The following is a 22,810-nucleotide window of genomic DNA, read 5'->3' on the forward strand; positions in this document are numbered from 1 at the left end:
CTGGCTTTCGTTAATGGCTGCTGACTACGCCGTCCGAACGTCGGCGGCTCCTTCAAGCGCGAGTTCCCGAATCGAGACCTCGCGCATCTCAACTTTGCGGACCTTCCCGGTGACCGTCATGGGAAATCCATCGGAGAATCGGATGTACCTGGGGATCTTGAAGGTGGCAATCTGTCCTCGGCAGAAGGCGCGGATCTCCTCGGCCGTGACGTCTGCTCCGGGCTTGAGAATCACCCAGGCGCAGAGCTCTTCGCCGTACTTCTCATCTGGCACACCGATGACCTGGACGTCCTGTATTCGCGGGTGGCGATAGAGAAACTCTTCGACCTCCCTCGGGAAGATATTCTCGCCGCCGCGGATCACCATATCCTTGATGCGTCCGATGATGTTGACGTAGCCGTCCTCTCGCATCACCGCGAGGTCGCCGGTGTGCATCCAGCCGGCGGCATCGATCGAGGAGCTGGTGGCGCTCTCATCGTCCCAATACCCGAGCATGACGAGGTAGCCTCGGCTGAGCAGCTCACCGGCGTGTCCGCGCGGCACGCAGAGCCCGGTCTCCGGGTCGACCACCTTGCATTCCACGTGCGGGTGCACCGCTCCGACCGTGCCGGTACGTCGGTCGAGATCGTCGCTGGCAAGGGTCTGAAAGGATACGGGCGAGGTTTCGGTCATTCCGTAGCAGATCGTCACGTCGCGCATGTGCATCCGCCCGATGACCTGTTTCATCACCTCGACGGGGCAAGGCGACCCCGCCATGATTCCGGTACGCAGACTGGCGAGATCGTAGCGGGCGAACTCCGGGTGCTCGAGGGCGGCAATGAACATGGTCGGCACCCCGTAGAGCGAGGTACAGCGCTCCCCCTCGACCGCCTCCAGCGTTGCGGTCGGATCGAAGGCGGCCGCGGGATAGACGACCGAGGCGCCATGGGTCAGCGCGGCCAGGTTCCCCATGACCATGCCGAAGCAGTGATAGAGCGGCACCGGCACGCAGATCCGGTCCTCGGCCGTGTAGCCGCAACCCTGGCCGACGAAGTACCCGTTGTTGAGGATGTTGTGATGCGAGAGCGTGGCCCCTTTGGGGAACCCGGTCGTCCCAGAGGTGTACTGGATGTTGACCGGATCATCGAAGTCGAGCGCCGCCTCCCGCTGACGCACCCGGTCCGCATAGCGGCCGGTGCCGAGAGCAAGAAACTCCTCCCACCCCTGCATGCCCGATGCGCCTTCACCGATCAGAACGACCGAATCCATTCCCGGCAGTTCGGGCACCACGGAGCGCAGCAGCTCCAGGTAATCGGTTTGTCGAAATGCCCGAGCGGCGACCAGGACGGACACGCCCGATTTGCCGAGCGCATAGTGCAGTTCGTGCCGGCGGTAGGCGGGGTTCACATTGACGAGAATCGCGCCAACCTTGGCCGCCGCATACTGTACCACCAGCCACTCGACGCAGTTTCCCGACCAGATGCCGACTCGGTCGCCCTTGGCAACGCCCAGGGCCATCAGCGCCCGGGCGGCCCGATCGGTGACGTCCCGAAGCTCTGCATAGGTCAGGCGGACCCCCTGGTGGCGGCTCACCACGGCCAGCGCATCGGGCATCCCGGTCGCCACGCGGTCGAGTTCCTCGCCGATGGTACGGCCCAGCAGGGGGACGGTCGAGGGACCACTGACATACGAACGAAGCGACATCCTAACCTCGCGGTCGAGGGTTTCCCGGGGAGAATCTAGGTCCTTCCCTGGGAAAATCACCCCTTTCCCTATTGTTCTCCCGAGAGGGATTTCTTAGATTTTCCCTCGACAGTCAGTCCCGCTGGACCTGCAGTACACCAATTCTCCAAGGAGAAGTTCGATGGCCGCAAAGAAAAAGGCTGCAAAGAAGGCGACCAAGAAGGTCGCCAAGAAGCCGGCCGCCAAGAAGGCTGCCAAGAAGCCCGCCGCGAAAAAGGCCACCAAGAAGCGGACGCCGTCTGCGGCCTTCATGAAGGCGTTGAACCCGACGCCGGCGCTTGCTGCGGTGGTGGGCGACAAGGCGCTTCCGCGCACCGAAGTCACCAAGCGACTCTGGGCTTACATCAAGAAGCACAAGCTCCAGGACGCCAAGAACCGCCGCAACATCAATGCGGATGCGAACCTGAAGGCCGTCTTCGGTGGCAAGAGCACGGTCAACATGTTCGAGATGACCAAGCTGGTCAACAAGCACTTGAAGTAAGCTCAGCAGTCCTGTACTGCACGAGAAGAGGCCGGACGTCTCCGGCCTCTTTGCTTTCCCCCCGGTCGAGCATTCCGAATCTACCGCAGGTCGACGACCCGTTTTGCTTTGCCCGCCGAGCGCGGAACCCCGCCTGGTGGTTCGTGTCGAACCGTGACCGACACGCCGACCATCGTCTTGATCCGATGCACCAGGGTGTGCGCAGCATGCGTCAGGACCTCCGTCGACACTCCGTCATCCCGGGGCTCGACGACAACGGCAAGCGTGTCGAGGCGACCCTCCCGACGGAGCTCCAGCAGATAGTGCGGGGCGTAGATCTCGGCCTCGAGAATCAGCCCCTCGAGCTGCGAGGGAAACAGGTTGACTCCACGTACGATCAGCATGTCATCCGAACGTCCGCCGATGCGCCCCAGCCGGCGCATGCTGCGCGCGGTACCGGGCAGCAGGACCGAGAGATCACGAGTTCGGTAGCGTACCACCGGCATGGCTTCCTTGGTGAGCGAGGTAAAGACCAGCTCACCTGGCGATCCGTCGGGAAGCACCGCTCCGGTGTCGGGATCGATGATTTCCGGATAGAAATGGTCTTCCCAGACGACGAGGCCGTCCTTGGCCTCGACGCATTCCGAAGCAACGCCCGGGCCCATCACCTCGGACAGGCCGTAGATGTCCAAGGCATCCATCGCGAAGCTTGTCTCGATCTCGCTGCGCATGGCCTCGGTCCACGGCTCGGCGCCGTGGATACCGATTGCAAGCGACGACCCTGACGGATCGATGCCCAGCCTTCGAAACTCGTCGGCAATCACCAGCGCATACGAAGGCGTACACATCAGGATGTCGGGGCGGAGTTCCCGGATGAACTGCACCTGCTTCTCCGTCTGACCGCCCGACATCGGCACCACGGTGCAGCCCAGCCGCTCGGCGCCGTAGTGCGCACCGAGGCCACCGGTAAAGAGCCCGTAGCCGTAGGCCACCTGGACCAGATCGCCGGCGCGACCACCTGCCGCCCGAATCGAGCGGGCCACCAAGTCGGCCCAATGGTCGAGATCCCGCCTGGTGTACCCCACCACGGTGGGCGTGCCCGTGGTTCCCGACGAGGCATGGAGCCGGGCCACCTGTTCCCTCGGCACGGCAAACATCCCGTACGGGAAGGTGTCGCGGAGATCGGCTTTGGCGGTAAACGGGAACCGGGCCAGGTCGTCCAGGGTGCGACAATCGTCCGGATGGACCCCCGCGGCCTCGCACTTGGCCCGATAGTGGGGTACCTGATCGTAGCTCTGCTTCAGCGTCGACCGGAGGCGCTCGAGTTGCAGCGCTGCAATCTCGTCACGGCTGGCGATTTCGATCGGGTCGAGACTGCTGCGGGGTGATGCGCCCCGCCGGGGCTTCCCGCTACGAGGCACGGTCACACTTCCCCCCGGGCCAGCGGCGCCAGGCGATCGAACCAGGGTCGAGCCTGTTCCAGCTGGCCTGCCAGTCGGTACAGCGTGCCCTCCTCGCCGAGTCGGGCAACACACTGGATCCCGATCGGGAGGCCCTCACCGTTCCAGGCGAGTGGCACGCTCATCCCAGGCTGGCCCGTAGCGTTGAACAAAGGGGTGTAGGGAATCGCATCGAACACCTGCCCTGCCATTTGCTCGAGCAGACCGGCGGCCCGAATCAGTCGACCGGAGCCCAGCTTACCCAGCACCTCCACCAAGCTGCGCTCCCATGGCTTCGGCTGCAGCGCGCCGATCGGGAACGGAGGCACAGCCAGGGTTGGAGTCACCAGCACATCATACCGTTCGAAAAACCGCCCCACGGTCCGTGCCGTCGTGCCGAGGTGCCGCAGGGCTCGCGACAGCTGCTCAGCCGTGATGGCGCCGCCAAGCAGGGTCAGGGCCCATGTCTCGGGCTCCAGTTCACTGGAGGAGGCGCGTCGCCCCAGTTCGACCTCTGCTTCGCGAAGCTCCGCAGCGGTCTCGGCTGCCACCATCGAGAGAAACGCCAGCGAAAAGGCTCGGCCATCGATGTCCGGGGCATCCTCGGTCACCTGATGGCCGAGATCCGCCAGGAGGCGGGCGGCGTCCTCGAGCGCGGCCCGGCAGTCCGGATGGACCGACCCGCCGAGGAACGGGTGCGCTGTCACGGCAATCCGCAGCTGACCCGGATCCCGCGAGACTTCTTCGAGATAGGGCCGTTCGGGATCGGTGATGAGATAGGGCGCCCCCGGATCAGCGCCGTGAATCGCGTCGAGCACCGCCGCGCTGTCGCGCACCGAGCGGGTCAGCACGTGCTCAACGACCGCTCCGTGCCAGTACTCACCGGCATCGGGACCGGTCGGGATCCGGCCCCGCGATGGCTTGAGGCCAAAGAGCCCGCAACATGAGGCGGGAATCCGAATCGACCCGCCGCCGTCACCGCCGCTCGCGATCGGCACGATGCCCGCCGCAACCGCCGCCGCCGATCCTCCACTCGAACCGCCGCTGGTCCGCGACAAGTCCCACGGATTCCGCGTCGGACCGAACAGCATCGGCTCGGTGTAGGGCGTCAAGCCAAATTCGGGTGTGTTCGTCTTGCCCATCGTGACGAACCCGGCACGGCGATACCGCCGCATCAGCTCCGAATCGTGGTCGGACACATAGTCGGCCAGGAACCGACTTCCGGCGCGCATCCGTTCGCCCTGAACCGTTTGTCCCAGGTCTTTGACCAGAAAGGGTACCCCGCCAAAGGGGCCACCGCGGTTGGGGGCGGCTGCCTCGGCGCGGGCCGACGACTCCATCCGGTGGATGACCGCATTGACCACGGGGTTGAGCGCATCGAGGCGCGAAAGCGCGAACTCGAGCAACTGCTCCGCCGAGACCTGCCGCGCCTCGACCAGCTGCGCCAGACCAAGCCCGTCGTAGGACAGATATTCCGCCAGATTCATCCGCAGCGCCCCGCCTAGTGTCGGTCAATCTGCGCCGAGCCCGTCGAACTGCCGCGCATCCGGTACTGGATGCCTGGCGGCTGCGGATCGGGATGGACCCGGCCGGCATCACTGCCGCGGTACAACACGCCGTTGAGCATCACCATGTCGATGGTCTTGGCATGCCGGATGTCGTCGAGCGGGTTCTGATTCAGGATGACGAGGTCCGCCAGCTTGCCCACCTCGATCGAACCGATCTGCGCGCCGAGCCCGAGATACCGGGCGCTGGCGATGGTCGCGGTCTCGAGGATCTCGAGGGGTGTGAAGCCACCGCGCGCCAACAGCTCCATCTCCCAGTGCTTGTCGAGACCGTGCATCTGGCCGTGTCCACTGACGTGAATCGAGACCCCTGCCTGTCGGAGGCGCCGGATCTCGCGAGCCATCTCCTCGGCGTAAATGTCGTCTTCGAAGTATCGGGTCGGCCGACGGAAGCGAATCAAATCGTTCTTTGGAAAGAAGGTGAGCAGCTTCGGATCCTCCCAGAGCCGGTCTCGCTGATGAAATGCGGTCTCTCCCTGCGGCCCGTTGTAGGAGACGATCAGCGTGGGAGTGTTGCCGGCTCCGGTCGCTGCCCACAGGCGATGAACATCCGCGTACATCGGGGTCATGCCGACGGTGTGCTCGAGTCCGGTCACGCCGTCCATCAGCATCGTCATACTCATCTGGAAGTCTGCGGCGGTCTCGGAGACCACGTTGAGGCCCGCTCGCCGCGCGGCCTCGTAGAGCCAGACACGGGATGAGCGGTCGAAGTGAACGTAGTCTTTGAGGGCCGCGGCTCCGTAGGCCTTGTTGAACGCAACGACCTCGTCGGCATCCTCCTGAGAACGGATCGGTCGGTACGATTTGGGCCGGAAGTAGCGCAGACCGTAGATCGGTGGGCCGGTCGAGAGCAGCCGGGAACCCGTAATGGCACCGGCACGCTGGAGGTCGGCAACCTGGAAATCTTTCACATGGTTGCCGTACACCTCGTATACCGTGGTCGTGCCATACGCCAGGTTGGCAAGCAGACCGACATGCTCCTGCTCGATCACGCCCAAGGTGGCCGCGTCGGGATTATAGTGGCCATGCGCGTCGACGATCCCCGGCATGACGGTCTTACCGCGCAGATCAAAGACGCGAGCACCTGCAGGCGCCGCGACACCGACCCCGACCTGCTCGATCCGGTTGTTCCGCACGACGATCGTCGCGTTGTCGAGCACCTGTCGAGTACCATCCATGGTAATGACCCTGGCGTTGGTCAACGCCACCACGCCGGACGGCACCGCCACCTGGTATTCGAAGGACACGTCGGTGGCCCGTGACCCGGGCCGCGAGGCCAGAATGTCGGCCAGTGACTTCTGATGCAGCATGGCGCCGCGAGACCAGAACAACTCCTTGCTGTCAGGGCTCCAGTCGACGTACTCACCGTCGTCCCGGTCGACTCGGATGGCGGTTCCCTGCCGGTCGAAGCCAGACACGGTCAACATCTTACCTGCATCGTTCATCGGTACGAGATAGGTCCGGAAGTACTCTCGCAGCGCTATCCAGCGCAGATCAGGCGACACCACCGCCCGTGCGCCGTGGGGAAACGCAAAGAGCGTCCGTTTACCCTGGCCATCGAGCCGGACCTCACGGAGAAAGAGCGTGTCCCGCTCGAGTTCGTTTACGAGAAGGCGGTCGCCGGCAGGATTGAACCGGATGGCTGGCGCAACCCGTACCGCCAGCGGGTTCGAAGGTCGCCAAACGAGGGTCGTTACCTCGCGCTCGGTCCGATCGGGCCCCATGACGAGCAAGGTGAACTCGCTTTGTTGCTCCAGCGCAGCGCCGCGATTGAGGTCGCCGGCGCCCCGCAGATAGGCGAGCGTCTTCCCGTCCGCCGAGAGCGTGAGTCCACCATACGAGGCTGCAACCGTAGTGAGCCGAGCCGGAACACGACGGGTTCCAGCAAGCGGAAGTGACCAGACGCTGCCCAGGCTGTCATCGGACCAGCTGGCGTAGTAGACCGTTTTGGTTGCGGGATCGTAGGCAGGGCTCGACTCGAACGCTCGAGAGCGGGTCAGGTTGGTGACCTGCCCGCCGCTCCCGAGGTGGATGTCGCCCAGGGCCTCCGATAGAACCCCCTGATCGGTCGGCTGGATCCAGCGGTGTACCCGGGTGCGCACCTTCCCATCGACCGGCAGGGGCACTTCGAAGGCGAGGCGGTCGACGATCGGCCGCCTGACCGGGGCGCTGAAGGGAATGGCGCGCACGGCACCCGTCGCCAGCTCGACCGAGTTGAGCTTGCCGCCTGAGGAGAAGACGATTGCTTTGCCGTCGGGCGTCCAGCTCATCAGGGGATAGACGCCGTAGGTGCCGCCGGGTCCGGACTCCATCCGATCGTGGTCGAGCTTCGACACGAGGACCCGCTCCCGCTGCGTCGCCAGGTCGTGGAGCACCAGTACCGTTTCGAGGTCAGCGCGATGCACGTAGGCCAGCCAGTTGCCATCGGGAGACACCAGCGGACTGGCTGCGCCACCGGGCCGTTCGATGTACGTGCTGACTGCACCGGTGGTCAGATCGTAAGTCCTGATCCGATAGCCCGACTGGTACAGCGGCCCGGCTGCTTCCGCGAAGTAGACCTTGCCGTTGTTGGGATGCTCGGAGAAGTGAGAGGCAATCCCGAAGATCGCGTTGCTGAGCAAGGTAACTCGCGATCCGTGGCGATCGACCCGGGTGGCGCCGAACCTGGCGCCGAGATCCATGGTGCCGGCGTAGGCATAGCGTCCATCACGAGACCAGCTTCCCAGAAACGTGCGGCTGTCGAACGAGGCAAACCGATACACCGAGTCGGTGCCGCGCACCAGCAACCAGAGCTCCTCTTTCCCGCCGCGATCGGAGGTGAAAAGAATCTGGCGTCCGTCGGGACTGTAACGCGGGAGGTGATTGAACGAGCGGCCCTGCGTCAGAGCGACGGCGTTGCCGCCCTCGATCGGCATCTCATAGAGATGTCCAAGCAGATCGAACACGACTCGGCGCCCGTCGGGTGAGACGTCGGCACTGATCCAGGTTCCTTCCGTGGCCGTAAACTCCAGCAGCCGGGTCGGCGTCTTGAGTGAGTCGATGTGGAACGGCGCCGGGCCTCCATCCTGCGCGGCAAGCGGTGCGACTGCGGCCAGCGAGATCGATACGACCAGGTTGCGAATCGTCATTGGTCAGTGCCCCGCCGCCATGCCGTCTTTGCGCGGATCGGAGGCTGCGGCGTAGCCTCGATCCAGCCGAATGATTGCCTGCGCCCCTCCGGCCGAGCCCCGGACCAGGTCGATCACGTCATGCCCGCGTCGCTTGAGCTCGGCCCGAACCGACTCCGGAATGGGCCATTCGAGGCCAACCCGCACGCCAGTGAAATGCCGGAACCTTGCCTGGTCGAGCGCGTCCTGCAGTTCCATGCCGAAGGTGAGCAGGTTGAGCAGGACCTGGACATGTCCCTGCGCCTGGATCGCGCCACCCATGACACCATAACTCATCCACGGTGTCTCAACGCCATTCGCGCCGATCTTGGTCACAAAGGCGGGAATGATGGTATGAAACGGGCGGATGTTCGGGGCAAACGTGTTAGGCAGTCCCTCATCGAGCGTAAACCCGCCGCCACGGTTGTGCAGGATGATGCCCGTACCCGGAACGACGACGCCGGAACCGAACAGGGAGTAGATGCTGTTGATGAACGACACCATGTTGCCGTCGCGATCCGCAGTGGTGAGGTAGATCGTCTCACTCGAGGTCAGGGCAGGACCAGGATCGACTTGCGTCGACGCGCGGGCGGGATCGAGCCGAGACCTGCGCTGCGCGATGAACCCGTCCGACAAGAGATACTCGGCCGGTACCTTCATGGTCTTGGGATCGCCGACGAACTGGGCCAAGTCGGCATAGGCCAGTTTCTTGGCTTCGATCAGGTGATGGAGATAGTCGGCGGAGTTGTGCCCCATGGCCGCCAGATCATAGGGCTCCAGGATGCGCAGCATCTCCAGCGCCGCGATGCCCTGGCCGTTCGGCGGCAGCTCGTAGAGTCGGTGCCCCTTGAACGGCACCGACATCGGGGTCACCCAATCGTTGGTATGACGCTTCAGGTCGTCGACGGTGATGAACCCGCCCAGATCCTGCACCCGCCGAGCGATCTGCGCACCGAGAGAACCGCCGTAGAAGACACCGATTCCTTCCTTGGCAATCAACCGGTAGCTGCGCGCCAGGTCGGGGACCGTCATCCACTCGCCGGCTTTTGGGGCAACCCCGCCAGGCAGGTAGGCTGCCCGCCCCGCTTCGTCGAGGGTACTGGCCGACTCGGCCCAGTCTTCCGCAATGATCGGGGTGACGGGAAAGCCCTGCTCGGCAATCCTGATCGCGGGCGCGAGCGCCTCGGCGAGGGTTAGCGTCCCATGTTTGGCAAGGAGGTCCTGCCAACCGGCCAGCGCTCCGGGCACCGTCACGAGCTCGGCACCGGAAGCCGGCATTGCCTTGTGGCCGCGGTCCAGCATGGTCTTTCGCGACGCCAGTGACCCCGAACGCCCGCTGGCGTTGAGGCCGACGAGCCGGCCCTCCTTGGCCGACCAGAACAGCGCGAACAGGTCGCCGCCCGCACCCGTCATCATCGGCTCGACGACCGTCAGGACGGCGGCGGCCGTAACGGCCGCGTCGATGGCGTTGCCACCTCGTTCGAGCACAGCGAGGCCGGCCGCGGTCGCCAGCGGTTGGCTGGTGGCCACCGCGCCATTGGGAGCATAGACGGTCGATCGGCCGGCGAGCGACGGCTTCGGCGCTTGAGCCGCGGCGCCAGTCGGGTCACCGAGCAGCATAAGACCTCCTACCGCGAGGCAGCAGAGATGTCGGACGTGACGCATGGGGGGCTTCTCCTTGAGGTCCGTCCAATCTACATCGCGCCGAGAGGAGCGACTATCGTTCCTGGATGGCCGACGAGACCGCGCTGGAATGTGAGCTGTCCGAGCCGACCCCGGATCTGATCGAGGCGATGCGCCGGATCGAGGGCGACATCGTCATTCTGGGCGCCGGCGGCAAGATGGGGCCGACCTTAGCGCAGCTGGCGGTTCGGGCTTCGGATGCCTCCGGCAATCGGCGACAGATCGTGGCCGTCGCGCGTTTCAGCGATCCCGGCGCACGCTTGGCCATCGAGGCCGCGGGAGCCCGATGCATCAGGGCCGACCTGCTCGACACCGATCTGAACGGTCTGCCCGACGCCCCCAACGTGATCTTCATGGCCGGACAGAAGTTCGGCACCACGGGCGACACCGCGCGCACCTGGGCGGTCAATGCCCTGCTCCCCGGCCTGGTGGTCACCCGCTACCGGGGAGCGCGCCTGGTGGTGTTCTCGACGGGTAATGTCTATCCGTTCTGGCCCCTGGAGAGTGAGGGGCCGACCGAGAGCGATCCGGTCGGCCCGGTCGGCGAGTATGCCCAGTCCGCGCTCGCGCGAGAGCGGATTTTCGAGTATGCTGGCGAGAGGCACGGCACCCGGTCCGCGATCCTTCGCATCAACTACGCGATCGAGCCGCGTTACGGGGTGCTCCGGGACATTGCCGATCGGGTCCGTCGCCGGGAACCGATCAGCCTCGCCATGGGTCGCGTCAACGTGATCTGGCAGCGGGACGCCAATGCCATCGCGCTTCGGGCGCTCGAGTATGTGGCGGCACCGCCGTTCGTCATCAACGTCACCGGACGACCGGCCCTGTCGGTTCGCTCGCTGGCGGAGCGCTTCGGCGCCCGGTGGGGCGTTGACCCCGTCTTCAGGGGTGCGGAAGAGCCCTCGGCGCTGTTGTCGAATGCGTCACTCATGGAACGTGTGTTCGGACCGCCCTCGGTCGACGTCGAAGCCATGGTCGACCGGATCGTCCGGTGGGTCGACAGCGGCGGGCGCTCGCTTGGCAAGCCGACCCGTTTTGAAGAACGGAGGGGCGCATTTTGATGCGCAAGGTATGTCAAACCGCATAGCCGAGGTTCGCGCTGCGCTGCTCGAAGGTGGTGTGATTCCAGCCCATCCCCTGGCGCTGACCCGGACCGGCAAGCTCGACGAGCGCCGCCAGCTGGCGCTGACTCGATACTATCGTGACGCTGGGGCGGCAGGCGTGGCGGTCGGTGTACACACGACACAGTTCGCGATTCGGCGACGTGGAATCGACCTCTACGGTCCGGTCCTTTCTCTTGCCGCGGATGTGATCCGACGCCGGAAGCAGGCGGGCCGCTTCATCGGCATCGCCGGTATCGTGGGCGATACCCGCCAGGCCCTCCACGAGGCGACCGTGGCCCGAACCCTCGGCTACGATGCCGGGCTGCTCAGCCTTGGCGGACTCGACGATTGGACCGATTCGGCACTGATCCGGCATGCGCGCGCTGTGGGCGAGGCCCTACCGCTCGTCGGCTTCTATCTGCAACCGGCGGCAGGTGGCCGCCAGCTGGGCTACCGTTTCTGGCGACGGTTCGCCGAGCTCGAGGCCGTGGTTGCCATCAAGGTCGCTCCGTTCGATCGGTACGCGACCCTCGATGTGGTGCGCGCGGTGGTCGAGTCGGGCCGAGCCGCGGAGATCGCGCTGTACACGGGTAACGATGACAATATCGTTGCCGACCTGACAACGCCCTTCTGGCTCCGGGATGACCAGGGCGAGTGGCGCACCGTCCGGATGGTGGGTGGCCTGCTTGGTCATTGGGCATACTGGACCCGCCGAGCGGTCCAGCTCGTCGAGCGATGCCGCGCGGCCGTCGACGGGATCCCTGCCGACCTCCTCGCACTCAGCGCCGCGACGACGGACGTGAATGCGGCCATCTTCGATGCTGCCAACGGCTACCGCGGCTGCATTCCCGGCATCCATGAGGTCCTGCGCCGCCAGGGCCTCCTCGCCACCACCCGATGCCTCGACGAACGGGAACGCCTGTCACCCGGCCAGAGTCGCGAAGTCGACCGCGTACTCGCAGCGTATCCGTTTCTCAATGACGACGAGTTTGTGGCGGAGGGGCTCGATCGCTGGCTCGATCATTGACGCTGAAAGCGCCGTGCGTTGCCCCCGTCGATTGTCTGACGGGTTTCGTGCGGAAGGTCCAGCAACTCGAGCTTGGCAACGCTCGACTCGGGAATCCGAAGGGGCATCCCGGTCCCGAAACAGAATCGGTCCGGCCCGATGGTGCGCACCAGGTGCTCGAGGTCGTCCTGGGGTGGCCCCCAGAGCCAGCAGATGTCCCAGAGCACCCGTGCCGCCTCGTCTGGCGTCGAACCGTAGTGAACCTGCTCGACGCAGTCCCGATCGGCGTGCGTGACGATGAACCGAGCGCGTTCATCCAAGCGGACCAGTCCCCTGATCACCGCCGATGTCAGGTCGGCGCTGCCATCGTTGGGATGCCGTTGCCGCCCGTCCTCCAGCTTGACAGCCAGGACCAAGGGCAGGCCGAGCCGACCGGCCTCGGTCGCCACCGCCGCCATCTCCGGACCAAGCGGAGCGATACCGTAGAAGAGCGGGTCGACTCGCACCGCCGGAGCACCCCGGTCGGCAGCCTCCGCCAGCACCTCCCGCCAGCCGTCGAGGCCGGGGTGCACAGCAGGCATCGGCTTCAGGCGGTCGTGTGCAGCGGCGATCCGGTACAGCGTTTCGTTGCCTTCGGTCGGGTCACGCCAGAATACGGCGGGCAGGTTGCCAACCCAGGCCTGATCGATCTCGACGCGATCCATGGCAGCGAGCAGTTGCTCCGGTGCACCGCCTTCGACGCGCCGAAACGGGTAGTGCCCGACGAAGGCGTTGACGTCGATCCGCATCGTCAGACTCCGAAGCTGCCGGGTGGAAAGATGCTCGCGGCATTGCGCCAGGTGATCCGCTCGACCTGATCGGGCAGCAGCCAATGCTGGAGGTACCGCAGCTTGGCCCAGCCGGTGCACAGGGTCAGGTCCGCACCCCAGAGCAACCGGTCAGCGCCGACCGATCGAACGCACGCCTCGAGCATCCCGCTGTCGACGCCGCTGCCGGACAGGTCGACCATGACGTTGGACAGCGCGCGAACGGCATGTAAGCTGTGCAGCCAGTCACCCCCGCCGCCGATGTGCGCCAGAATGAAGGTCGCGGCGGGATGGCGCCGCGCCAGGCGCGCGAGCTCGGCGGCATCTGACGCTTCCTGACCGGGCCAGTCTCGCCGGCGATTCTGCCAGATGTGGTGGAGCACAGGCAAGCCGCGGCGCGCTGCCTCATGCGCGATCGGATCGAGCAGCGGATCGTCCGCACGGCGACTGGCCGCGAGCTTGATGCCGATCATACCGGCGGCCGCGCAACGATCGATCGAGGTCAGGGCGTGATCCGTATAATTCGGATTGAGGCAGACGTACCCCTTGATCCGGGTCGGATGGGCTCGCGTCAGGTCGAGCAGGGTCTCGTTGGCCGTGTCGAGATCGTCAGGCGACGGAAAGTACGTCGGCGAAGTGTGTCCCCAGCTACCCAGCACCGAGGCAACATGCCAGCTGATCCCGATGCGCTCACCGGCGGCCAGCCGACTCGCGTTACGCGCCGGGCCGTCGAGACGGCCCGACTCACGATGATAGAAGTGCGCGTGAACGTCGATCAGCATGGCAGTCTCAGCTCGCCCGTTCGTCCAGAATCGCAGCGACGACCGTCAGGCACCGATCGATGTCAGCCTCGGCGTGCGCCAGCGTGACGAAGTTGTACGCGGTGCGCTTGAACAGCAGGCCCCGCCGTGCCGCCTCGATGGCGACCTCCGCACCAACGGCTGGGTCGTGCCAGGCGAGATAACACATCTCCGGAATGCCGCGTACCCCAGCTACCAGACCGGGATGCCGGGTCGCGATGGCCGCAAGCCCGTCGTAGAGACGTTGGCCCAGCCGGCCGAGGATCGCGGGAAGCCCGACTCGAACCGACTCATCGACGGCCGCGCGAGCGGCTGCGAGTGAAACGTACTCCGTGGCCAGGGTCGACGAGATCCAGGTGCGGCCGACCTGATCCATGACCCTGCCGACTCCCCCGACCGCGGCGATGGGGAACCCATTGCCGAGTGCCTTGCCATAGACTGCCAGGTCGGGAACGACTCCCCAGCGCTCGGCCGCCCCTCCCAGCGCGACCCGAAAGCCGGTTTTGATCTCGTCGTAGATGAGGACAGCTCCGACCTGAGCCGTTTCGTCTCGAAGGACACGAAGCCACTCGACCGAGGGCGCCCCATCCACGACCGGCTCGATGACCACCGCTGCCAGGGCATTGCCGCTCTTCCGAATCAAGTGTCGCGCTGCCTCGGAGTCGTTGAAGGGCAGTCGCCGAAAACCGCGTTGCACAGCTGCCGGAACCCCCGGGGCATCGCTGGTCAGGTCGAGCCATCCGTGATAGCCTGCCCCCAGCACAAGGTCGCGCCCGGTGGCTGCCCGCGCCAGTCGTACTGCAGCAGCCACGGCTTCGGCACCTGTCTTGAGGAAGCGAACCTGCTCGAGCCAGGGAATGGTCTCGACGAGACGGGCGGCCAGCGCCTCTTCATCACGCGGGGCCAGCGAGCCGACAGTGCCCCGCGCCACGGCGTCCTGCGCCGCGGCCACGACAGCCGGATGCGCATAGCCGAGTGAGACGGCGCCAAGCGCGGCGATAAAGTCGAGATAGGTGCGGCCATCCTCCGCAACGACCTGCGCATCATAGCTGCGAATCATCCGAATCGGCAGGTCGCTCGGAGCAGCCGCCCCGTACAACGCCTCGGGTCGCTTGCTTCCGGTCGAAGTCCCGCCGGCAAGACGCGTCACGCCAGACTCAACAGGCCCCAGAAGGCTTCGGCGCGTCGGTCGCCGCGGAGATAGACCCAGCCGCCGCCACCACCCCACACCAGCTGGCCCGCGCGTCGGATCCGGCCCTCGCGCATCTCGTTGACACAGATATCGAAGTCCATGGTTGCACGTTCGGGAGCCGCGCTCAAACCTTCACAAGGCAAGGCAACCGTCACGACATAGCCATCCTCAGTACGCTCCGAGGCGCCGGTCAGCTCCACCAGCTGCGATGCGGAACCCGGAATCGGCCGCGCCAGAATGCCCCCACTCTCGGTCGGCCGGATCAGATACGCATGCGCCGTACCGGTCGAGGTCCGATAGTACACCTGGATACCGTCGGAATGGATATCGTCCTGCTCGTTGTCGAGATCGAGCGGCGGCGCATCCGCACCGCGAACCAGGAAGTCCGGCTTCGTCACTACGACCGCGAGGTAGAGCCGCTCCAAGTCCGAGTTGACATACGCAGTTGCGCTGAACTGCTCGGGATCCTGATAGGGCTCTTCGCTGCGGAAGTAGTGTCCCTCATCACCCATCTCGAGCGGAGCACTGGTTTCGAACCCGTCGAGCGTGCCGTCCAGCGCCGGGGCGGCATCGATGTGAATCACATGGCCATCGGCGCGGAGCGGTCGCTGCGCCATCAAAGGCTTTGCCGAAGGCGGATTCGAGACGCTGCCGGCCAGCGCTATCCCTCCGCCGGGAGACTCGATCGTGACCGAGCCTGAAGCGAGACGAATCGTCGTGGCTCCTGCAGGCTGGACCACGACTGCCCGATCGGGGCCGACCCGCACCTCCTGGACTGCACCGCTCAGATCCACCAGGGCGGCAAGCCGCGTACTGGCGCCGCGACCGCGCACCAAGTAGAACACCCGTTCCGCCTGGCCCGGGAGGCCCGGCGCCGTTGCCCGCACCACCTCGCCACCGATCAGGTGGAGCCGAAGCGTACGGCCGCCCTGGCTTGCCGCAACGACGGTGTCGGTTCCATGAGCCACGACGAATCGCTCCGGATTGCGCACGAACTCGTGCTGCCAGTCGACGGACTCCCACTGACCGGATGTCTCGACCCGGGTGTCGCCCCCGAGATGCCACGGCAACCAGAGGTCACGCTCGTCCGATCCGGTGAGGTCGACCAGATCGAGAATCCAATCCGGTCCCGACACCACCGTGCGACGAAGCGACCGGTATTCGGCCGCGATCCAACCCCACTCGCCCTTGTCCTCGAAGGCGGCGCACCGGGCATCGCCCGTCTGCTGCGACTGTCCATCGAGCAGCGGGGCATTGTGCGCCAGCGTCGACCGATACCAGAACAGGTCTCTGGTGACATAGGACCCGGTGCCAGGATCAGCCAGCCAGTGTATCCCATCGGCGTGCAGGGTCAGATGCAGCCGGTCAGGATGGTCATGCCCTCCCGCGAATCGGCCGCACTCGAGCGCCAGGTAGCGGACGCCCCGCCTGAGTACCGCGACGCCCTGCTGCCTCAGCAGGCCGCTGGTCGACTCGAAAGGATCCACCGCCGGCAACGTCGGCGTCATACTCCACAGCATCCACCACGACAGGTCGGCACGCCCCGTCAGCTCCCGCGCTGGCTCGCCGGCATCGTGAAGGTACGCATCGTACGTCAGGGCTGCGCTGTGCGGCAGGCGGTACAGGGTCGCCAGCCACGCAGGCAGCGCCTCGGGCGCATCCTCACCGAGCAGGGAAAGCCCCATTTCCCAGCATTCGAGATAGGCTGGGTGGGCCAGCGAGACGCCGAACCGCGAATCCTTGCGCGCGGGAAACGTGAAATCCGGCAACGCCGTTGCTGCCGGCGCCATCAGGGCGCGGCCCAGCTGAGCCCGAAGTCTCGGATCCTCGAGGAGATCGGCGCCGAGCACCTGAGCCCAGAACAACCCGGTCAGCAGGCCGCGCACGGCAAAGAGGTGATAGTTCTCTCCCTCGGTCCACATGCCGTCGTCACCGAAACCGTCGGTCAGGTGGCCGAGAATGCCCGTACGGCCAGTAATGGCGGACTGGGCCAGCTCTTCATCGCCGAACCAGACGGCAATCGCGACGAGGGCGGCGCTGTTCCAGACCTGGCGATTGCTGCCGCCCTCGTCGAACTCGCCGATCAGCTGCGCTGCCTCGTCCGCAATCGCGCCGACCGCTTCGATCTCCTCGTCGCTGAGCCAGCCCTTCTCTCTGAGAATGAAGGCTGCAGCGAGGTAGTTGAGCACCCAGATCGACTCGAGGTAGGTCGAGAAGAAAAGATGGCTCGGGCCGAGCACGTTGTCGCGATTGGGAAAAGCGTGGTAACGGTCGAAGTAGTGCGCCAGCAACTCGCGGGCGCGGTCGGCCGCACGCTCGTCATCCGTGAAGGAGGCGACAGTAGCAAGGTGCGCAGCACGTTCCGCGACCCACAGGTGCTGGGCCCGAGCCCAGTGAGCGTGATGCCGCTCTCCGCTGGCCACTCGACCGGAGCCGAAGGCCCGGTGCTCGTGCGGGCGATAGGGATCGAACTCGAGCTGCTCGCCAGTCTCGGGGTGAACCCCGCCAGAGGCGGACATCGTCGCCTTGATCTCGGGCAGCGGGGGCAGGCGGTCGATCAGCGGTTGCGCGCGTTCGATCAGCCGAGCCTTGAGTGCGGCAAGGTCTCCGGCATCAGCAAGGGCGCGGCGCGCCTCGAGGGTCTCGATCGTTACCACACCCGGACTCCTTCTACTGCCCAGCTGACTGGCAAATAGGTTACGCCCTGAACCGTCGTGCGCGCAGCCGCGGCCCGGGCCGGCGTATCGAAGACAAAGAACATCGTTCCTCCCGCACCCGATCCGGCGGCCTTGCCGCCCAGGGCACCCGCATCACGCATCGCCTGTTCAAGCGCGGCCATTGTCGGCGTGCACATACCCTCGTCCAGGTCCTGCTGGAGGGACCAGTTGCGCTGAACGAGGCGGGCCACGTCGGCCAGGCTGCCTCCCTCCAGCCCTGCCACGAGGAGGTCAGCCACCTCGACCATCCCGCGCAGGGCGCCGACGACTTCGGCATTGCCTGCTGCGTATCGGGACATCACGCGCGCGATGGTCCGCCCTGACAACCGGGATTCACCCGTGTAGCAGAGCAGAATCGACTGCGCCAAGTGATCGGCAAAACCGGCGGGCAGCGCAATCGGAACGGCAGCCACCTCGTTGCCCGAAAACGTCAGATGATGGAAGCCACCGAGGGCAGCCGCAAACTGATCCTGTTTGCCTCCCGGTATGCCCAGCTGTCGGGCCTCGAGGTCCCAGGCACGATGGGCCAGCTCGGCCGGCGATGGAAATCGGCCCAGCCCGCGCTCCAGCGCCGCGACCAGCGCGACGTCCAGCGCTCCGGATCCACCAAGGCCACCGCCCTGGGGGGCGTCAGACCGGGTCTGCAATCGGCAGGGACCCGGCCGGTACATCCGCACTGCCGCCTTGAGCAGGTCGAGATCACCGTTCAGCGTCAGTGTCGCCATGTTGGGGATCTCGACCGACCGTCCCGTTTCGAGCGACTCGAGTCGGAAGCCCTCACCGCCCAGTTGCAGCGTGACCTCGGCGCGGAGCTCGATAGCGGCGTTAACGACGGCGCCGCGCTCCTGATCGGTGAAAGGCGCCACGTCGGTCCAGCCGCCGGCGAAATCGAGCCGAACCGGCGCCGAGCTTCGGATCGTCATCGCAACCGCCATTGCATCAGGGTGGCGAGCTCGCCTCGCAGGTCCATCCGCACTCCGGTGATCCGACGATTCATGCCCTGGACTCCGCGCGCATGATACAGAAAGGTTGCCGGCACCGAATCGGCGTAGATCGGCAGCAGGGCGGCGCCGCTTCCCGCGGCAGTCACACCGGACAAGTCGAGCAGCGATCGAAGGTAGCCCAGTTGCAGATCGCCCGAAATACCCATCACCGCGGCATCGAAGTCACGCGCACCCTGGACCCGTTCGAGGAAGGTTGCGAGTTCGAGCTGGCGGATGGTCACCTGGATCTGGATCCGACCAAGCTGCTGCTGAATCAGCTGCTCCAGCGCCGCCTCGCCGCTGCCCACGGTCAGCAGCTCGAACCGAAGGGTGTCGCCGAGCAGGACGCGGGCACGACCCGGCGCATAGAGGGCGGGAACCTGATCGGGATCGAGCTCCGGCGGAAGCGGACCGGCGGCCGGGCTTGCGAATCCGAATGTGTAACCGTCCACAATCGCGGCTCGGTCGACCGCCATCGCAATTGCGCGCCGAATCTCGACCCGATCGAATGGCGCTCGGCGCGCATTGAAGACCAGTGCCTGACTGAAGAGCAAGGGGTAGTCCAGCACCTCGAGATCCGGATTCCGCCGCACGAACTCAGCATGAGCCGGTTGGATCCCGGCAAAGTCCAGCTCGGTCGAGGCCAGCGCGGCCAGCTTGGTCATCGGTTCGTCGACCACGGCCACCACCAGCCGATCGATTCCCGGCCGGCCACCGAGCGCTGGCGGAAAGGCCGGATTGGCCTCGAAAACCCAGCGTCGGTTGGGCTCATGGCGTACGAATCGAAACGGCCCGTTCCCGATCGGTCGCCGATTCCAGTCGGCCCGGCGCATCTCGGCTGGAAGGGTCCCGGCCAGCAGGTGCTCGGGCAGAATGGCCAAATCGGTCAGGACATCCGGAATCCGAGCCTGCGGCCGGTCGAACTCCAGCGACAGCGTGGTGTCGTCGAGGGCAACCGCATCGATCAGCTCGCGAAGGTCACTGCGTCGAGGGTACCCGGTGGTCGAGTCCTGCGCCACCATGATCGTAAACGCGGCATCGTTGGCCGTGGTCGGGCGCCCATCGTGCCACTTGAGGTGCGGATAGAGGAAGAATGTCAGGGTCGTCCCCCCTGCCGACCACTGCCAGCGCCGCGCCAGGTAGGGCTCGACCGCCATGGCGCTGTCGTAGCGGACCAGGGTCGTCAGCAGGACATAGCGTTGCACCTGCCGTGCAAAAGGGTGGCTCGTCACCACCGCATTCATACTCTGGAGGTCGGCCCCGGACGCCATGATGACCGTCCCCGGACGACGCGATTCAGACGAACCGCATCCCGCGAGGGTCAGGGCCAGGAAGACGGTGGGAACCAGGGCGCGAGGGGGCACGCCTTGAATTTAGATTCCTTCATGCCGCGAGGCCTCCAGTTCGGCATGATCCGCGCCCCGCTCGTCGTTCTGGGCGTCGTCACGCTGACATTCGTCCTGCTCAGGGTGGCGCCGGGTGACCCGGTTGCCCACCTGCTTGGCCCCAATGCAACGCCGGCAGAACTCGCAGCCGTCCGGAGTTCGATGGGGCTCGACCGCCCGATCGGGGAGCAGTACATCCGATGGGTCGGCCGGGCCGTCCGCGCCGACTTCGGCACCAGCCTGGCCACCGGCCGACCGGTGGGGCGGATGATCTGGGACGCCTGGCCGGCAACGGCCATTCTGGTCGGCCTCTCCATTCTGCTCAGCTACCTGATCGGCATTGCCGTCGCAGCGATTCAGGCGACCACCACCCGGCGTGCCGTCGACGGCTTCTGGTCCTGGGTGTCGATCGTGCTGGCCGCGCTTCCCGGCTACTGGCTAGCATTCGTGTTGATCATGGTCTTTACCTATGCGCTGGGCTGGCTGCCCGCGTTCGGCGCGGCGGGACTCGACGCCGACTTCCTGTCCCCAGGGGCGCGCCTGGCCGATCGGCTCAATCACCTGATTCTTCCGCTTGCCACGCTGACGCTGATCGGAATCGGTACCACGGCCCGCTATACCCGCGGTACGCTCCGCGCCGTGGCAACCGAACCGTACCTGATGCTGGCCCGGGCCAAAGGTGCCGGGTTCTGGCGGGTGCTGTTGCGTCATCACCTGCGTAACGGACTGATTCCGGTCGTGACACTGCTCGGCCTGTCGCTTCCAGCCTTGTTTTCGGGCGCCGTGTTCGTCGAGGGGGTCTTTGCCTGGCCCGGGATCGGATCGGTCCTGATCCAGGCGGTACAGGCGCGCGACTATCCTGTCGTCATGGCGGCCACCACCATCAGCGCCATCATGGTGGTCCTGGGTAGCGTCGCCGCCGAGGTGCTGCTCCACCGGGTCGACCCCAGGGCACGCGCATGACGACGGGAGCCCGGGTCGGGACAGCCATCCTCGCCATCTTCGTGACCGGGGCACTCTTCGCGCCTTGGATCACGCCGGTCGGTCCCTCGGACGTGACCGATGTCGTCGCCACCCGGTTTCTCGCCCCGCTGACCGTCGATCAGTTCGGCGTCTTTCACTTGCTGGGCACTGACAGACTGGGCCGCGACGTCTGGAGCCGCCTCGTCCACGGCGCGCGAATGTCGCTGCTGGTCGCCGCGCTGGCCACGGCAGTCTCCCTGATCCTTGGGGTCATCATGGGTGGGCTTGCTGCGATCCTGCGTGGCTGGCCAGCCAGGCTGGTCCTGGGTGTCACGGATTTTGCCCTGGCGCTCCCTCGCGTGGTCATTCTGCTCTTGCTTGCGGCCCTTTGGCAGCCCAGCGCCACCCTGGTCGTCCTGACCCTCGGCCTGACCGGCTGGATGCCGATTGCGCGGCTGACCTACGGCGAGGCACTGGTGCAGCTCAAGCGTCCCTACACCGAAAGCGCCCGGGCACTCGGCGCCAGCCGCGCACGGGTGTTTGCCCGGCACGTGCTCCCGAACGCCGCTTCCCCTCTCCTGGCGGCCGCGACGCTCGGCATCGGGAACGCAATCACCCTCGAGGCCGGACTCTCGTTCCTTGGGCTCGGCGTTCAGCCGCCGGTCAGTTCGTGGGGAACCCTGATTGCCTCGGGGCGCGACACCATCGTCAACGCTCCCTGGGTTGGACTGGTTCCGGGAGTGGCGCTGGTAACGGTGGTCGTGGCAGCGACGCTGGTGGCCAACTGGTTCGAGCTCGATCGGACCCGCACCGCCAGCTGAGCCCCGTTCCCCATCAGGACATTCGCGGCCAGCTCGCTCCAGTCACCCCCGAGGCCGGAGGTCCGCCACCAGCATCAGGGCGATGACGGCCGTTCGCGGATCCGGACGATATCGACGATCGGCCCCACCATACCGATCGAGACCATGTCGTCCCGCTGAAGCCCCTCCGCCTCGACGGCTTTCCCATCGACGCGGAAGCCTCCTGGAAGGTTCGTCGGGTTGTAGTTGATTCCCTCCGAGTTCGTGATCACATAGAGGCCGCCCTCGAGGTCGAGATGTCGAACAGTCCCGACAATCGTCACGGCCTGGCCCGCGCCATCCGGCGGTGGCTCGATCACAACCCACTCGGCGGCAGGCGACCTGGCACCGCAGGCAGCGATCAGCACCGTCGCGATCAGCGCGCTTGCCCTCCAGCTCCATTGCATCGAGCGTTGGTTCCTTTCTACCGGGTTGGCGTCAGGGTAGGCCGCCATCGCGCGAAGGCAAGGAGGGGCCCACCGTCCGCACTGCAACGGAGCATCCAGTCCGAGCCATCGGCACGTTGAACCCTCGCGTGCCGCCGCCAGGCGCCGGACCCTCGACCCGGGCCACCACCGAATCGGCACCCGCGCGTCGATAGGCGATTCGCTGCGGAAAATCGTGCTCGGGATTCTCGAAGACGACCAGCGTATCCGACAGGTGCGTCGACGGAAAGGCCGTTTCGCGCTGACCTGAAGGTATTGCGACATACACCAGCCGTGTGCCGTCAGCTCGAATCCGAAGGTGTTCGAACGATCGGGCTACACCACCGACCACCGTCCGCGCGCCGCCCACCATCAGCCCCCCGGATGGCATCATCCAGGTTTCCGTGGTGACCCGGTTACCCGACCGAGCCTCCCAGCACCCCGCCAGCCAGCCGATCCGGGCCAGCGGATCATCCTGCGCCGGCAAGTCTGCTCCAGCCCAACCGAAAACTATCACCGCTACGGCCGCCCACCGGGCATCGCGCAGGTCAGACATGCTTCCCTCGGATCAAATGG

General features: G+C 65.9%; 18 protein-coding genes. 5 read left to right on the forward strand and 13 right to left on the reverse strand.

Going from position 1 to position 22,810, the window contains the following annotated elements:
* Positions 1 to 24 precede the first annotated feature (24 nt).
* The gene (locus KF785_05305) at positions 25 to 1,683 is read right to left on the reverse strand and encodes an AMP-binding protein (protein ID MBX3146166.1); all 1,659 of its coding nucleotides are present in this window, start codon (positions 1,681 to 1,683) and stop codon (positions 25 to 27) included.
* Between the two features lie 160 nt (positions 1,684 to 1,843).
* Here KF785_05305 and KF785_05310 point away from each other — a divergent pair, with 160 nt between their 5' ends.
* Positions 1,844 to 2,203, forward strand: a complete 360-nt coding sequence (locus KF785_05310) for an SWIB/MDM2 domain-containing protein (GenBank protein MBX3146167.1) — start codon at positions 1,844 to 1,846, stop codon at positions 2,201 to 2,203.
* Between the two features lie 80 nt (positions 2,204 to 2,283).
* Here KF785_05310 and paaF read toward each other — a convergent pair whose 3' ends face one another.
* The 4 genes from paaF to ggt are packed head-to-tail and all read right to left on the reverse strand — an operon-like array spanning position 2,284 to position 9,952.
* The gene (paaF, locus tag KF785_05315) at positions 2,284 to 3,546 is read right to left on the reverse strand and encodes a phenylacetate--CoA ligase (protein MBX3146168.1); all 1,263 of its coding nucleotides are present in this window, start codon (positions 3,544 to 3,546) and stop codon (positions 2,284 to 2,286) included.
* A gap of 59 nt (positions 3,547 to 3,605) precedes the next feature.
* A complete protein-coding gene (locus KF785_05320; GenBank protein ID MBX3146169.1) occupies positions 3,606 to 5,108 on the reverse strand; it encodes an amidase in 1,503 nt (500 codons plus the stop codon).
* A gap of 14 nt (positions 5,109 to 5,122) precedes the next feature.
* The gene (locus KF785_05325; GenBank protein ID MBX3146170.1) at positions 5,123 to 8,314 is read right to left on the reverse strand and encodes a PD40 domain-containing protein; all 3,192 of its coding nucleotides are present in this window, start codon (positions 8,312 to 8,314) and stop codon (positions 5,123 to 5,125) included.
* 3 nt (positions 8,315 to 8,317) lie between these two features.
* The gene (gene ggt / locus KF785_05330; protein ID MBX3146171.1) at positions 8,318 to 9,952 is read right to left on the reverse strand and encodes a gamma-glutamyltransferase; all 1,635 of its coding nucleotides are present in this window, start codon (positions 9,950 to 9,952) and stop codon (positions 8,318 to 8,320) included.
* A gap of 110 nt (positions 9,953 to 10,062) precedes the next feature.
* Here ggt and KF785_05335 point away from each other — a divergent pair, with 110 nt between their 5' ends.
* Both KF785_05335 and KF785_05340 read left to right on the forward strand, forming a co-directional pair.
* Positions 10,063 to 11,076 (forward strand): NAD(P)-dependent oxidoreductase, encoded by a 1,014-nt coding sequence (locus KF785_05335; protein ID MBX3146172.1) that lies wholly within the window; start codon positions 10,063 to 10,065, stop codon positions 11,074 to 11,076.
* 10 nt (positions 11,077 to 11,086) lie between these two features.
* Positions 11,087 to 12,145 (forward strand): dihydrodipicolinate synthase family protein, encoded by a 1,059-nt coding sequence (locus tag KF785_05340; GenBank protein MBX3146173.1) that lies wholly within the window; start codon positions 11,087 to 11,089, stop codon positions 12,143 to 12,145.
* Here the strand turns inward: KF785_05340 and KF785_05345 are convergent.
* From KF785_05345 to KF785_05370, 6 genes are read right to left on the reverse strand one after another with little or no spacing between them, the layout of a single operon-like run.
* The gene (locus KF785_05345) at positions 12,139 to 12,912 is read right to left on the reverse strand and encodes an amidohydrolase family protein (GenBank protein ID MBX3146174.1); all 774 of its coding nucleotides are present in this window, start codon (positions 12,910 to 12,912) and stop codon (positions 12,139 to 12,141) included. The genes KF785_05340 and KF785_05345 overlap by 7 nt on opposite strands.
* Positions 12,913 to 12,914: 2 nt before the next feature.
* Positions 12,915 to 13,712, reverse strand: coding sequence for an amidohydrolase (locus KF785_05350; protein MBX3146175.1), 798 nt, complete (start codon positions 13,710 to 13,712; stop codon positions 12,915 to 12,917).
* Between the two features lie 7 nt (positions 13,713 to 13,719).
* The gene (locus KF785_05355; GenBank protein MBX3146176.1) at positions 13,720 to 14,880 is read right to left on the reverse strand and encodes an aminotransferase class III-fold pyridoxal phosphate-dependent enzyme; all 1,161 of its coding nucleotides are present in this window, start codon (positions 14,878 to 14,880) and stop codon (positions 13,720 to 13,722) included.
* Positions 14,877 to 17,579, reverse strand: a complete 2,703-nt coding sequence (locus tag KF785_05360) for a heparinase II/III family protein (GenBank protein ID MBX3146177.1) — start codon at positions 17,577 to 17,579, stop codon at positions 14,877 to 14,879. Before KF785_05360 ends, KF785_05355 begins: the two co-directional genes overlap by 4 nt.
* The gene (locus KF785_05365; protein ID MBX3146178.1) at positions 17,573 to 18,562 is read right to left on the reverse strand and encodes a hypothetical protein; all 990 of its coding nucleotides are present in this window, start codon (positions 18,560 to 18,562) and stop codon (positions 17,573 to 17,575) included. The genes KF785_05360 and KF785_05365 overlap by 7 nt, the downstream gene beginning before the upstream one ends.
* Positions 18,559 to 19,986, reverse strand: coding sequence for a hypothetical protein (locus KF785_05370; GenBank protein ID MBX3146179.1), 1,428 nt, complete (start codon positions 19,984 to 19,986; stop codon positions 18,559 to 18,561). The genes KF785_05365 and KF785_05370 overlap by 4 nt, the downstream gene beginning before the upstream one ends.
* 21 nt (positions 19,987 to 20,007) lie before the next feature.
* Between KF785_05370 and KF785_05375 the strand changes: the two genes are divergently transcribed.
* Together KF785_05375 and KF785_05380 are read left to right on the forward strand one after the other, a co-directional pair.
* Positions 20,008 to 20,970 carry an ABC transporter permease gene (locus KF785_05375; GenBank protein ID MBX3146180.1) on the forward strand — a complete coding sequence of 321 codons (963 nt, stop codon included), beginning with the start codon at positions 20,008 to 20,010 and terminating at the stop codon, positions 20,968 to 20,970.
* A complete protein-coding gene (locus KF785_05380) occupies positions 20,967 to 21,791 on the forward strand; it encodes an ABC transporter permease (protein MBX3146181.1) in 825 nt (274 codons plus the stop codon). The genes KF785_05375 and KF785_05380 overlap by 4 nt, the downstream gene beginning before the upstream one ends.
* A gap of 74 nt (positions 21,792 to 21,865) precedes the next feature.
* Here KF785_05380 and KF785_05385 read toward each other — a convergent pair whose 3' ends face one another.
* Positions 21,866 to 22,216, reverse strand: coding sequence for a hypothetical protein (locus tag KF785_05385; protein MBX3146182.1), 351 nt, complete (start codon positions 22,214 to 22,216; stop codon positions 21,866 to 21,868).
* 31 nt (positions 22,217 to 22,247) lie between these two features.
* Entirely contained in the window at positions 22,248 to 22,790 is a 543-nt protein-coding gene (locus KF785_05390) for a hypothetical protein (GenBank protein ID MBX3146183.1), read from the reverse strand.
* Positions 22,791 to 22,810: the final 20 nt, after the last annotated feature.

Source organism: Gemmatimonadales bacterium, assembly GCA_019637315.1.
GTDB lineage: Bacteria > Gemmatimonadota > Gemmatimonadetes > Gemmatimonadales > GWC2-71-9 > SHZU01.